At 61.7% G+C, this 12,326-nt stretch carries 12 protein-coding genes, 1 tRNA gene and 1 other RNA gene; 7 read left to right on the forward strand and 7 right to left on the reverse strand.

The window, feature by feature from the left end; all coding sequences use genetic code 11:
- On the reverse strand, positions 1–1,875 hold a 1,875-nt coding region (locus E4U03_RS09190), incomplete at its 3' end, for a DNA polymerase III subunit gamma and tau (RefSeq protein WP_135013245.1).
- A 174-nt stretch (positions 1,876–2,049) separates the two neighbouring features.
- Positions 2,050–2,146: signal recognition particle sRNA small type (gene ffs / locus E4U03_RS09195), an RNA gene on the reverse strand.
- Positions 2,147–2,313: 167 nt separating this feature from the next.
- Between ffs and E4U03_RS09200 the strand changes: the two genes are divergently transcribed.
- Positions 2,314–2,398, forward strand: a tRNA-Ser gene (locus tag E4U03_RS09200).
- Between the two features lie 235 nt (positions 2,399–2,633).
- On the opposite strand, the gene pnuC is transcribed toward E4U03_RS09200, so the two are convergent.
- Both pnuC and E4U03_RS09210 read right to left on the reverse strand, forming a co-directional pair.
- Positions 2,634–3,515 carry a nicotinamide riboside transporter PnuC gene (gene pnuC / locus E4U03_RS09205; protein ID WP_135013246.1) on the reverse strand — a complete coding sequence of 294 codons (882 nt, stop codon included), beginning with the start codon at positions 3,513–3,515 and terminating at the stop codon, positions 2,634–2,636.
- A 30-nt stretch (positions 3,516–3,545) separates the two neighbouring features.
- Positions 3,546–4,646, reverse strand: coding sequence for an AAA family ATPase (locus E4U03_RS09210; protein WP_167752379.1), 1,101 nt, complete (start codon positions 4,644–4,646; stop codon positions 3,546–3,548).
- Positions 4,647–4,849: 203 nt separating this feature from the next.
- Here E4U03_RS09210 and E4U03_RS09215 point away from each other — a divergent pair, with 203 nt between their 5' ends.
- Positions 4,850–5,173: a type II toxin-antitoxin system VapB family antitoxin gene (locus tag E4U03_RS09215; RefSeq protein WP_135013248.1), complete on the forward strand. Its 324-nt coding sequence runs from the start codon at positions 4,850–4,852 to the stop codon at positions 5,171–5,173.
- Positions 5,174–5,187: 14 nt separating this feature from the next.
- Here E4U03_RS09215 and E4U03_RS09220 read toward each other — a convergent pair whose 3' ends face one another.
- A complete protein-coding gene (locus E4U03_RS09220) occupies positions 5,188–5,856 on the reverse strand; it encodes a TetR/AcrR family transcriptional regulator (protein ID WP_135013249.1) in 669 nt (222 codons plus the stop codon).
- Positions 5,857–6,075: 219 nt separating this feature from the next.
- Between E4U03_RS09220 and E4U03_RS09225 the strand changes: the two genes are divergently transcribed.
- From E4U03_RS09225 to E4U03_RS09245, 5 genes are all read left to right on the forward strand, one after another.
- The gene (locus E4U03_RS09225) at positions 6,076–6,786 is read left to right on the forward strand and encodes a queuosine precursor transporter (protein WP_245207710.1); all 711 of its coding nucleotides are present in this window, start codon (positions 6,076–6,078) and stop codon (positions 6,784–6,786) included.
- 340 nt (positions 6,787–7,126) lie between these two features.
- A complete protein-coding gene (locus E4U03_RS09230; RefSeq protein ID WP_135013260.1) occupies positions 7,127–8,512 on the forward strand; it encodes an amino acid permease in 1,386 nt (461 codons plus the stop codon).
- Between the two features lie 128 nt (positions 8,513–8,640).
- Positions 8,641–10,086 carry an amino acid permease gene (locus E4U03_RS09235; protein WP_245207712.1) on the forward strand — a complete coding sequence of 482 codons (1,446 nt, stop codon included), beginning with the start codon at positions 8,641–8,643 and terminating at the stop codon, positions 10,084–10,086.
- Positions 10,087–10,088: 2 nt separating this feature from the next.
- Positions 10,089–10,565 carry an acyl-CoA thioesterase gene (locus tag E4U03_RS09240; RefSeq protein WP_245207713.1) on the forward strand — a complete coding sequence of 159 codons (477 nt, stop codon included), beginning with the start codon at positions 10,089–10,091 and terminating at the stop codon, positions 10,563–10,565.
- Positions 10,566–10,708: 143 nt separating this feature from the next.
- Positions 10,709–10,930 (forward strand): hypothetical protein, encoded by a 222-nt coding sequence (locus E4U03_RS09245; RefSeq protein ID WP_135013251.1) that lies wholly within the window; start codon positions 10,709–10,711, stop codon positions 10,928–10,930.
- Here the strand turns inward: E4U03_RS09245 and E4U03_RS13805 are convergent.
- Both E4U03_RS13805 and E4U03_RS09255 read right to left on the reverse strand, forming a co-directional pair.
- Complete coding sequence (locus E4U03_RS13805; protein WP_416220628.1) at positions 10,904–11,272, reverse strand: DUF3039 domain-containing protein; 369 nt, start codon at positions 11,270–11,272, stop codon at positions 10,904–10,906. The two genes, E4U03_RS09245 and E4U03_RS13805, sit on opposite strands and share 27 nt — an antisense overlap.
- A 523-nt stretch (positions 11,273–11,795) precedes the next feature.
- On the reverse strand, positions 11,796–12,299 hold the full coding sequence (locus E4U03_RS09255; RefSeq protein WP_135013252.1) for an SRPBCC family protein: 504 nt from the start codon (positions 12,297–12,299) through the stop codon (positions 11,796–11,798).
- Positions 12,300–12,326: the final 27 nt, after the last annotated feature.

Consider the following 12,326-nt stretch of genomic DNA (forward strand, 5'->3'; position numbering starts at 1 on the left):
GTTTCCACCTGATGGGCCTGCTCCACCGGGACCGCCAGGACGTCCGTCACTAGGGCGCCCACCGCCGGGGTTATCGCCGCCGTCGCCGGGCTTCTTGATTTCACCGCGCAGCTGCACCTGCAGACCCAGCACCTGGAAGAGAGCCTGCTGAAGCTGGGGCAGGTACTCCTTGACGGCTTTAAGTACGGGCAACTCAGCCCGCAGAAAGAGGGCCCCGTTTTCAAACTTGGACGGCTCACACAGGGCAAACTGGGCCCGGGCAAAGGGGGCGGGCACCTTGGCCACTACATCGGCCCAGGAGTTCGCCACCATATCGACCGTGTTTTCACCGGGCACCGGCCGCGCTGGGTTCTGAGGCGAGGGGGAGTGCTGGGCCTGCTGGGGCCCACCGAGCGGCGGAACACCTTGGCCTGCTAGCGGGGCACCGCTCAAGGGAGCGCCAGCCAAAGGAGCCCCAGCCAAAGGAGCCCCAGCCAAGGGCGCACCACCCTGCTGGGCAGGAGCCTGAGTTTGCTGAACGGGCTGGTCTTGACGTTGGGGCTGAGCTTGCTGCTGAGGTTGAGCCTGCTGAGCAGGGGCTTGACCTTCGACGCCACCCTGCTGGGCTAGCTGCTGCCGGGCGCGTGCCAGGGGGCTGGGGGCGTCCGCACCGGTGCCAGAAGCGGAACCTGCCGGTGCAGAATGACCGCCCGCGGGCGCAGGGAACTGCCCCGACGCCAGCTTGCGCTCAAGCCGGTCAAGGCGGGCAGCTAGGTTGCCGACGCCATGCTCCCCGGCAGCTAGCAGAATGCGGGCGCAGAGTAGCTCCAGATGAAGCTGGGGGTTCATGGCCCCGCTCATCTCATTCAGGGCCTCATTGGTGACGTCCGCAGCCCGCGACAGCTCAGCCGAACCCAGCTGCTCAGCCTGAGCACGCATACGGTCGAGCTGGTCAGCGGCCAGGCCGCGCAGAATCGAACTCACTGAGTCGGGCACGGCCTTCACAATAATGAGGTCGCGGAAGCGCTCGAGCAGGTCCTCCACAAAGCGGCGGGGATCCTGGCCGGTCTGAATCACCCTATCGACCGACGCGAAAACCTCGGCGGCAGAACCAGAAGCAAAAGCATCGACAACCTCGTCGAGCAACTCGCCGTGGGTAAAGCCCAGCAGGGCAACAGCCAGGTCGTAGGAGATGCCCTGCTCGTCAGAGGCACCCGCCATGAGCTGGTCAAGAATCGACAGCGAGTCACGCACCGAACCGCCACCGGCGCGGACAACCAGTGGCAGCACGCCGTCGGCGACCTTAACACCCTCTTCGGCGCAGAGCTTAGCCAGGTAGTCCCCCAGAATCTGCGGAGGCACCAGGCGGAAGGGGTAATGGTGGGTACGCGAACGAATAGTGCCGAGCACCTTGTTAGGCTCGGTGGTCGCAAAAATAAACTTAATGTGCGCCGGGGGCTCTTCCACAATCTTGAGCAGGGCGTTGAAGCCCTCGCGGGTGACCATGTGCGCCTCGTCGATAATGAAAATCTTGTAGCGGTCGCGCACCGGCGCAAAAGTAGCGCGTTCACGCAGGTCACGGGCGTGGTCCACACCGCCGTGGCTGGCGGCGTCCATCTCAATCACATCGAGGGAACCACCACCGTCGCGGGAAAGCTCCTTACAAGACTCGCACACACCACACGGGGTAGGGGTAGGGCCCTCCGCACAGTTGAGGCAGCGCGCCAAAATACGCGCCGAAGTGGTCTTGCCACACCCGCGCGGCCCCGAGAACAGGTAGGCGTGGTTCACCCTGTTCTTCTCAAGGGCAGTCATGAGAGGTTCGGTGACATGCTCCTGCCCGATAACGTCGGCAAACGACTCAGGGCGATAACGGCGATACAGCGCAGTGCTCACAATAAACCTTCGGTTGAGTGCAGAAAAACTGAGCCCGGCCCAGGGAGAAAAGCAAGAGAGAATCAGGCGCTCGCCGCCCCGGGTGTGCTGGTTAACAGTGTAGTGGGGGTGGCTGACGTTTTAAGAACCGTGCGCGAAAGGCTTAAGGAAGCTCGCGTAAAAGGCGCCGAGCAAAATAAAGACCCCCTACGCACCCGTCAGAGCCCAGATACCCTTGCTGCCTTCCGGCCCTGGGGGAGTTTTCCAAGATGACGCCACGTAAGGGGCTCCAACAACTGTACCCTAAGCCGCCACGAAAAACAAAGGGCGGATGGCGGTGCCTGTCGGAGCGGACGCTGCACCCTACCCGCGCGCCTGGTTTGCGCGGACGCCCGGGCATGGGGTATGCTCGTATCTGTTCGCTTTCGTGAAGCTGCGCAAGTAGCTAAGCAACAGCCTGGAGGATTCGCCTAGCGGCCTATGGCGCACGCCTGGAACGCGTGTTGGGTTCACGCCCTCGGGGGTTCAAATCCCCCATCCTCCGCTGAAGCCGGTTTCATCGCCCACTTGATGAAACCGGCTTTTTCTTTTGCCCAGATTCTTTTGTATAGCCAGAATTTTGAGCAGTTTGCTGGAGATGTAGGCAGGCGCCCCGCACTCGCGCTCGCTGCCGACCCTCTCGCTTGGTTCGCTTCGCTCACGAGGCGATTCACGCCAGCCACCGAGCCAGCAGCTTCGCTGCGAGTGCGGGGCGCCTTCTCTTGGCTAGTTCCCCAGTTCTAGCCCTGCACTCCGCGAGACAGCTTGGTCCAGTTGTACCAGCCGTAGACCGAGTTGGCGATAAAGCCCAGGTACATGGCCATGATGGACATATTGCCCCCGCCCTCCACCGTTGACCACAGGTAAATCTGCACAGTGTTCAGTACCAGCCAGCCGACCCACTGCTCGCGGAAACGGTAGACCATCAGCACCTGCGAAATCAGGGCGATGACGGTGGTGAAGGCGTCCACGTAGGGCTGGTTAGAACCCCAGCCGTTCAGCAACACCCCGTAGCCCCACGATGCTGCGGCCAGTAGCGCCAACACGCCCGCGATAGCGGGCAGGGTCAGGCGGCGGGTCTGCACATCCAGCGGGGTACCCTCGGCGGCACTTGCCAGGGCGGACGCACCGCTTTGCCCACCGGCGTCCGTGCCCCTAGCTCCGGTACCGCTGGTCGCGGCGCGGCTGCCCGCGAGCTGCCCAGCCCCGTCAAAGGAGGCGCCGCCGAGCTCGTGCTGCTCCTTGGCTGCCCGCATGTTCTTGCGCCACATGTAGAGGCCCCAGAACTGGGTGAGCACATAGAAGGCGGCGATGGTGATTTCACCGATGAAGTAGGCCTGGTAGGCCAGAATCAGGTAGGGCACATTCTGCACGATGCCGAAGAAGTAATTCGACAGGCGCCCCTTGCCCACCAAAATCACGCAGACCATACCTGCAAAGGCCGTGATGAAACTCAGCCATCCCTCAAAGGCTACGGTACTGACCACGACCTGCAGCAGAATCAGCGCCGGGAAGAAGACCTTCTCAAAGGGGGTGTAGCCGGTGAAGAGATCGGTGTAGGTGGCCTTAGCAAGACGACCCAGAGGGCTGGCCGGGGCTTGCCTGGTGGTGGGTGCGCTCATGATGAATCCTTCGGGTGACAGGGGTAGGGATTAGGGGAGGAGGCGTTCGATAGCGGCCTTGGCCTGCTCGTAGCGCTCGGCGTAGTCGGCGCCGTCGAGGAGCACCAGACGGTCAAGTAGCCCGGCTGCCTCAACTTCGGCCAGCATGATGCGGGAAATCTCGCTGAGGTAGTCATCGGAATTGTTGGTCTGCGACCGGAACCCGTCGAGGGTGTAGCCAGAGGCCCCCACCGGCGGGATGAAGAGAATGAGATCCCAGCGGGCCTTGGCAATCAGGGAGTCGGCCAAGGGCAGGAGTTTGGCGTAGTCGGTCTCGCTCAGTTCGCTGGCGTGCTCGGCGGCGCTCATGGCGGCGTAGGCCTTGGTGACCATGGCGTCGGTGTCCATGAGGGTGAGCCCCCGGTTGCCAGGGTTGTCGATGGTTTCGCGGTTGAGGTTGAACTGGCCGGTGAGCACGTTCTGGTAGTCCAGCAGGTCGTAGTCTTCATCGCGGATGTTGGCCTCGACCTGGTAGACCCGCGCGTACTCGTAGGAGTAGGGGGCGTTGTAGAGTTTGCCGAGGTCCTCCACCAGGGTGGTTTTGCCGCCCGAGGCGGCCCCCATGACCAGGACGTTGCGGGTGAAGAAACGGCGGAAGGGCGGGGCGATGAGATCCCAGTGGGTCAGCGGGTTGGCCCGGATTTCCGGTTCAGGCGCCGGCAGCTGGCAGGGCGCCAGGCGTGCGGCCTGCTGCCCGTCGGCGTCCTGATGCCCTGCTTGGAAACGGGAGATGTGCTCATCATCGAGTAGGTAGAGGCGGCGCTCGGCGCCCGCCGCAACGTGGGTAGCCCAGAAGCCGTCTAGGGCGTTAGCCCAGGCCTCGGACGTGCTGAGGTCGGTTTCGTCGAGGGAGTCGACAATCACCAGGGGGTCATTCTTGAAGTGCTCAGACACGTAGCGGTAGCGCTTGGTGTGCTTCATGCCTGCCTGCTCCCCGGCGTCCTGCTGGGAACCCGCGACAATCACCAGGGTGCCGCCGGGGTTCTCCTTCTTGGCGCGCAGAATCTGGTCAATGTGGCCGCGGTGCAGGGGAGCGAAGCTGCCCACCACAAGCCCCACGTGAGAGCCGGTGAGCTGTTTTTTGTAAAGCATGGTGTCCTTGGGCTGAGGCGGGCTGGGCGACCCGCGCATAGCCACGATTAAACACCGCGCAGGCGGCTAAAGCAAATAAGGTCAATATGACTTTAAGTAATAGAGTGTCACGAATGTGACCGGCGGCGCGTTGGGGTATCGGTGGGGCAATTCTCGCCGGACTCTACTCAGAGCCTGCCCCCACCCGGCGTACAATAGACCGCATGATTTTCAAAGGTGTAGGCGACACGCGCCCTTACCCCGACCACGGGCTTACTCAGCGTACCTGGGGCTCCATTGCCCCCTCGCAGGTGCGCCTTGACCGCCTGATCACCACGCAGAAAAACCTCAACCTCGAAACCCTGCTGGCCGAAGACTCCACCTTCTACGGGGACCTCTTCCCCCATGTGGTGCGCTACCAAGGCGAGCTCTACCTCGAAGACGGCGTCCACCGCGCCCTGCGCACCGCCCTGCAGCGCCGCGCCGTCATGTACGCCCGCGTGCTCGACCTTGACTCCCTCGCTCCCTCACTGCTGGCTCAGGACTAAAACGTCAGTTTCGGCTAGGAGGCAGCTACCAGGCGCACCTCGGGGGTGCCGTCCAAGCGGACGGGGTGCCCGCTCTCATCAAAGCGCGCACCCAGACCCAGCTGAATAAAGCGAATCGTGTTTTCAATGTGGTGCTCGCGGGCTGCCCTATCGCTGGCCTCATCGGTGCGGTCAGCGCTGGATGATAGGGAGCCGTGAACCAGCTGCGCTAGCTCGCGGATGTCGTTCTCGGGCAGGTAGCCGCGCTCAATCGCTGCAGAAAGAATGCCTGCCAGGACCATCTGCAGCTCGCGTACATGATCGCCCAGCTTGGCGAAAGCCTCGGGCGAAAGGACCGACCGCATGGCGGGGCCGGGGGGCATGTGGCGGCGGGAAAGGTCCTCGATCTGCAGGCGCACGTAGACAGCCAGCTGGTCGATGGGGTTCTCGACCCCGGCCAGGGCCTCACGTAGCTCGGTGAGGAAGCGCTCGGTCTCGTCCAGGGCATAGGCAATGAGCAGTTCGCCCATGTCGGCAAAGTAGTTGTAGACCGCAGTGCGGCCGATGCCGGCGGTCTTAGCCACATGGGTCATGGTGAGGCCGGGCAAGCCGCGCTCGTAGAGCAGGCGGCCGAAGGAGTCGAGAATAGCGCGCTTGGTGTTCTCGCGCTGGGCAGCGTTGGTGGCGGCGGTAATTCGAGGCATAATGACACCTTACCGCCATCTGTCACTAAAACCTATTTTTCACGACAGAACCCAGCAAACTGTCAGCAAAACCTGCTCCTGACTCACCGGCGCGGACGCCACTGCGCCCCACCCCACACCCGGCAAGCCGTGCGGGGCCGCCTAAAAATCGGTAAGCTAGTGGGCGCCCAGGTGGCAGGTGGGCACTCTTCAAACCGATACTCAACCCAGGGGATAACTGTGTCTACACCTCCCACCAGCTCACCGGCGTCCGCCCACAAGCAGGGCGCCGATACCGGCTTCGCCCGCCCCACCCGCACCTACTACGACCTGCTTCTGGCAGCAACCTGCGTGGTCTTTATTCTCTCTAATATTGGGGCTACCAAGGGCGTCACCTTCGGGTCAATCATCACCGACGGCGGTTTCTTCCTCTTCCCCCTGGCCTACGTGCTGGGTGACGTGATCAGCGAAATTTACGGCTTTAAACTAGCCCGCCGCGCCATTATCACCAGCTTCGTTGCCGCTGCTGCTGCAGCCGCTAGCTTCTGGGTACTTATCGCCCTGCCCGCGGCCGACTTCTACGAAGGGCAGGCCGCCCTTGAAACCGTACTGGGCCCCGTGCCCCAGATTCTTGCGGGCTCCCTGCTAGGCTTCCTGGCGGGCCAGCTACTGAACTCCTGGGTACTGGTGAAGCTCAAAGCGGCAACCGGCGGCCGCCACCTCTGGGGTCGACTCATGGGTTCAACCCTGGTTGGCGAACTGGCTGACACCATCATCTTCTGCTCCATCGCCGCCCCCATTATTGGAATTACAAGTTTCGGCGACTTCCTCAATTACGTCATCGTGGGCTACGTGTACAAGTGCGCCGTAGAACTGCTCCTGCTGCCCATCACCTACCCCGTCATCGGCTGGTTCAAGCGCAAGGAGCCCACCTACAGCCCCACCCGCTAGAGCGAGTGCCCACCAGACTCGCGTGGTGTCCACTCGCGGCGTAAGCGCTGCGAGAGTCTCGTGGGCACTCAGGGGGGGGCGGATGCTCGCCGCCACGGACGTCCGCCCGCCGCGCACTGCCCGCCAAGTGCCCTGCACCTGCCACCAAGAGGGTGATGTGTCTCTCACTGCATAATGGTGAGCACTGAAGACCGGTTTTCCCTCAGAAAACCTGTGTAAACTTTCGGTTCATTGCATACACCACACTCTCTTGAAAGGGAGGGCACCCGTGGCATCAACCACCACCGGCCAGCAGGAGGGCGGCAACCTCAGCCGCGCCCTCTCCCACGGCCAGCTCACCATGATTGCCCTCGGCCTCGCCGTGGGTACCGGCCTCTTTTTGGGCTCCGGTGCAGCTATCTCTATCGCGGGCCCGGCCGTCATCGTCTCCTACGCCATCGGCTCACTGATCGCCGCTATTATCGGCGCCTGCGCCGGTGAAATGGCCGTGCGCTACCCCGTGCGCGGCGGCTTCGGCACTATCGCCGGTAAGTTCCTCAGCCCCTACGCGGGCTACCTGACTCGCTGGGCCTACTGGATGACCACCGTAACCTTAGCCGGTGCCGAGGTCGTAGCCGTTGGCGCCTACATGGCCTACTGGTACCCAAATGTCCCCCTCTGGGTCTGGGTACTCATCGCGGGCGGTGCGATCTTCGTGCTCAACCTGACCAGCGTCAAGTCCTTCGGTGTGGTGGAATTCTTCCTGTCCTCTATCAAGGTGAGTGCGGTCGTCCTCTTCATCATCTTTGGCCTAGCCCTGGTCTTCTTCGGCCTGCCCGGCCAGGACGCCACCGGCGTCTCCAACCTCACCGCCCACGGCGGCTTCATGCCCAACGGCCTTTCCTCCATCTGGATCGCCCTGGCCGTGGTCATGTTCTCCTTCGGCGGTATCGAGCTGATCTCCATTTCAGCGGCAGAAGCCAAGGACCCGGTCCGCTCCGTGCGCTCCTCAGCTAAGGCCATGATGTGGCGCCTGGCCACCTTCTACGTGCTCTCCCTCTTCATCGTGGTCGCCATCATCCCCTGGACCAGCGCCGCCACCCTGGGCAAGGACATCGAAGGCTCTCCCTTCGTCATGGTCTTCACCGAACTGGGTATTCCCTACATTGGCGGTATCACCAACTTCATCCTGATGACCGCAGCCCTCTCCGGCGCAAATGCCGCCTTCTACGCCGCCACCCGCCTACTGCACGCCCTGGGCCACGAGGGCATGGCACCCAAGGTGCTCTCCCGCACCAGCTCCTCGGGCATCCCTGCCCTGGCTCTGACCGTCTCGTCCCTGGGCGCCGTGGTCGCTATGGTAATGGCAATCTCGGGCGTCGGCGGAATCTTCGGCTACATGATGGCCCTGGTGACCGTCTGCGTGCTGGTGGTCTGGTCCATGATCCTGCTGTCTTACATGGCCTACAAGAAGGTCGAAGGCGACGCCTCCCCCTTCCGCGTCTTCGGCGGCTCCGCCACCGCAGCGGTTGGTCTGACCGGCGTGATTGCCACCTTCATCGCCATGTTCTTCGCCGGTGGCTCCATGCTCCCCTCCATCTCCGTAGGCCTGGGCTTCTTCGGCCTGATCACCGTCATCTACTTCGCCGGTGTTAACAAGAACATCAGCACCTCAGATGACGCCTTTGACGAGGTCCGCACCGTCACCACCCAGGTGCCCGTCGTCGACGGCACCAAACAGCGCTAAAATCAGTAGCAGGTCTACACAAGGACGCCGGTAGCCCGCTCCCCGCCGCCTGGCAGGGGAGCAGCGCACCGGCGTCCGCGCATTAACACCGCTACCGCACACGACGTTTTCTCACAGTAAGGCTTACCGTGGCACACACACCTTCGCAGGGGCAGGCCCAGGCGACCACCCTCAAACGCTCACTTACGCACGGGCAGATGACTATGATTGTGCTGGGCTCGGCCCTGGGTACCGGCCTCTTTTTGGGCTCCTCGGGCGCTATCGCCCTGGCGGGGCCGGCCGTTATTCTGGCCTACGCTATCGGCTCCCTGGTCGCCGCCATTATTGCCGCCTCTACCGGCGAAATGGCCGTGCGCTACCCGGTGCGCGGTGGCTTCGGCTCCATCGCTGGTCGCTACCTGGGCCCCTACGCCGGCTACCTGACTCGCTGGGCCTACTGGACCGTCACCGCCATTATCACCGGTATTGAGCTGGTCGCGGTTGCCACCTACCTGCAGTACTGGTGGCCCTCCCTGCCCCTGTGGGTGGGTATCGTGCTCTTTGGCGCGGTGATCGTGCTGCTGAACATCCGCTCGGTCAAGTACTTTGGCACCATGGAGTTCTTCCTGTCCTCCATCAAGGTCATCGCCCTATTGCTCTTCGTGCTGGTGGGCCTGGCCCTGGTCTTCGTGGGCTTCCCTGGCCATGAGGCCACCGGCATCACCAACCTCACCAACGACGGCGGCTTCATGCCCACCGGCTTCCACGGGGTCTGGCTCTCGCTCGCGGTGGTCATGTTCTCCTTCGGCGGTATCGAAATGCTCTCCATTTCCGCCGCTGAAGCGAAGGATCCGGTGCGCTCAGTACGAGCCTCGACCAAGGCCAACATGTGGCGTCTGGCTACTATCTATGTGGTCGCCCTCTTTATCGTGGTATCGATTATTCCCTGGCAGTCAGCCGCCCAGCTCGACGGTTCCGTTGAAGCCTCACCCTTTGTGCTGGTCTTCTCAGAAATCGGTGTACCGGCCATCGCCTCTATCACCAACTTCATTATTCTGGTTGCCGCCCTGTCCGCCGCCAACGCCAACCTCTACGCGGGCACCCGCCTGCTGCACTCCCTGGCGGGCGAGAAGATGGCACCTGCGCCCCTGGCCCGCGTCAGCGGTGGCGGTATTCCTGTGCTGGCCATGTGGGCTTCAACCTCGGGCGTGGTGCTGGCGATTCTGCTGGCCCTCTTCCTGCCCAGCCAGGCTTTTGGTCTGATGATGACCCTGACTATGGTCTGCGCCCTCACCGTATGGGTTTTGATTCTGCTGGCCTACATCGCCTTCAAGGGGGTTGAGGGTAACTCTTCGGCCTTCCGCATGTGGGGCGGGCGAATCACCGCTGGCCTGGGTATCTTCCTGCTGCTGGCCATCTGGGCGGCCCTCTTCGCCCGCACCGGCAACGCTGCCCCGGCCACCATGGGCATCGCCTACTTCCTGATTCTGACCATGATTTACTTCGGCGTGGTCAAGCACGTGCACACCGGGCACGAGGACGCCTTCGCCGAGGCGGACGCCGCCGTGACGGCCCACAGCAGCGATAGGGGTTAGTTGTGGGTGCAGTCTATGAGGTTGAGGTTCCCCTGCGCTGGGGTGACATGGACGCCTACGGCCACGTCAACAACGTGACCATGATGCAGGTGCTCGAAGAAGCCCGTGTGGCCCTCTTCGGGCCGCCACCCTCGTCCGGTGAACCTGCCCCGCAGGTAGGGGAGGGTTTTGTGGGGGAGGCACAGCGGGCGTCCGCTCAACTTCCCCTCTTTGAAACCCTGCCTGCCGGCACCCAGGCCCTGGTTGCTGAAAACCACGTCAAGTACCGCAGCCCCCTGGCCTACCGCGGGGTGCCGGTGCGGGTACAGATGCAGGTCAGTAAGGTTACGGCAGCCTCGCTGGTGGTTGCCTACGAGCTGTATGACCCGGTGACCGGCGTCCACTGCGTCTCAGCTACTACCACCCTGGCCTTTTTCAACGTCGAGACCGGCTCCCTGGTGCGCCTGAGCACCGAACAGCGGGAGCAGCTGGCGGCCTAGCATGTAGACGCCCTATAAAAAGTGCACGTGCCCTCCACTTTTGGCAGGGCACGTGCACTTTTTATATGGCGCTTAGGCTTTTAGGCTGCGAGGACGCGGTTGAGCTTGTTGAAAGAGGACTTCCAGCCAGCTACCGACATCTCGTGCATCGCCGGATCGAGTGGACCCTGGGTGATGGTGACGCGGGTGGTGTTCTCATCAATCTTCTCGAACTCCCCGACCTCCTAGATTTTCAAGAGCGTCGAGTGCGAGCCAAAGCAGCTCATGAAGAGGCTGTGAAGGCTCCTGTTGCTGAGCCTGTACTAGATCTTTCCGACAGTGAACTTGAAGAGCTCCGTTTAGGGTTCCAGGCTGGCGAGGAGTAAATCTATAACTCGCTGAGCGATGGGTTCCTTGAGCTCACACTCTTGGCAGATGGGGAGAGTGCCGCTTTCCCCATCTCTCGTTGGCACAAAAAACACTCCGTACAGGGATTGAACGGCTTTCCCCACGACGATGCTTTCTGTCAATTTCACCTTACTTGTGTAGTGGGCAACTACCTGTTGGGTTGGCTCAATATCTGACAGGCGGATTTTACTACTCTGGTTGTTGGTGAGTAACTGAGCTAGGTGGGAGTAGCTGACAAAAAGTTCGAAGACCAAGCTGTCGGGGTCTCCCTGCGCATAAACGGACTCTACAAAACTGGTGTCTGGTTGGAGCGGGTTCACCCAGTATTTGCGAATATCCTGCAGCGCTTTTTGATTCGATACTTTTAGGCGGAGCGAAATAGAGGTATCGCAATAGGTTTCTTTTGCGGAAGGGTAGAGCTCTTACTCTTCTTCAAAAATTCTTGTGTTTCTGAATGAAAATGGTCGTGGGTAGCTGCATAGATAAGCCAGGGAACTGGTGCAATAAAAATGACGGCCCCTCGCCAAGCAGCCCCACCCCGGTCGCGAACCTCGTATACAGTCTTGCTCTAGATAGATGAACCTCGATGTTTATCTGACCTGAGTCCATGCGCGAAGAAAGGGGCCGCATCACTAAGAAGAGGGTGGCTGAGATGCAGAAAAGAAATACTTTCGAGTAACTCTGCAAAGGTAGACGAGTCAGCTGTTTCCAGCTTGCTGACCCTAGTCATACATGACAGGGTCAGCAAAACGGTTGCGGGGAAGCCGTCCTAGAGCTTTGAGAGTAGGTCGAGTGATGCGCGTAACAATATTCTAGATGTTGGTGCGCGATTAAAGTGGGAGTTTATGCCTGCTTGAGTAGCTCAGCCAGCTTGCCGAAGGAGCCCTGCCAGGAGGCCAGAGTCTGCTCGTGCATAGCGGCGGGCAGGGGGCCCTGGGTGAGCTTAAGAATCGTACCTTCGCCGACGCCGTCCGCGGTCACCGCGGTGCCCGCCTTGAACTCCAGGCGCAGGCCAATCAGGGTATCTGAGGGCTGGCCGGACGGGGTGGGCAGGGCCTCCCGGTACTCGATGGTGTGGGGCTCGGCCAGGGTTACAAAGCGCATGTACATAGGGGCCTGGAACTTGGCCTGGTCCTTGTGACGCATCACGAACTGCTTGCGGCCGCCAATCACCGGCTCCAAGGTCAGGGTGTTGGGAATAATCTTCCAATCGGCAGGGCCAAACCACTTGATGAAAAGGGTCGGGTTAGTAAAGGCCTCAAAGACCTGCTGCGGGGTCGCCGCAAACTCGTGGCGGTAGGTGATGGTTTCCTCGGGCTTGAGGTCGTCAATCTTAAAGTCGTTCATGCTCTACTTTTCGTCGCTGGTGGGCTT

The sequence above is a fragment of the Rothia nasimurium genome (genome assembly GCF_004569295.1).
Lineage (GTDB): Bacteria > Actinomycetota > Actinomycetes > Actinomycetales > Micrococcaceae > Rothia > Rothia nasimurium_B.

Coding starts and splice junctions, on each gene's coding strand:
- pnuC (WP_135013246.1), bottom strand. CDS start 3,515: ATGAGCGCACCCACCACCAGGCAAGCCCCGGCCAGCCCTCTGGGTCGT.
- E4U03_RS09210 (WP_167752379.1), bottom strand. CDS start 4,646: ATGCTTTACAAAAAACAGCTCACCGGCTCTCACGTGGGGCTTGTGGTG.
- E4U03_RS09215 (WP_135013248.1), top strand. CDS start 4,850: ATGATTTTCAAAGGTGTAGGCGACACGCGCCCTTACCCCGACCACGGG.
- E4U03_RS09220 (WP_135013249.1), bottom strand. CDS start 5,856: ATGCCTCGAATTACCGCCGCCACCAACGCTGCCCAGCGCGAGAACACC.
- E4U03_RS09230 (WP_135013260.1), top strand. CDS start 7,127: ATGATTGCCCTCGGCCTCGCCGTGGGTACCGGCCTCTTTTTGGGCTCC.
- E4U03_RS09255 (WP_135013252.1), bottom strand. CDS start 12,299: ATGAACGACTTTAAGATTGACGACCTCAAGCCCGAGGAAACCATCACC.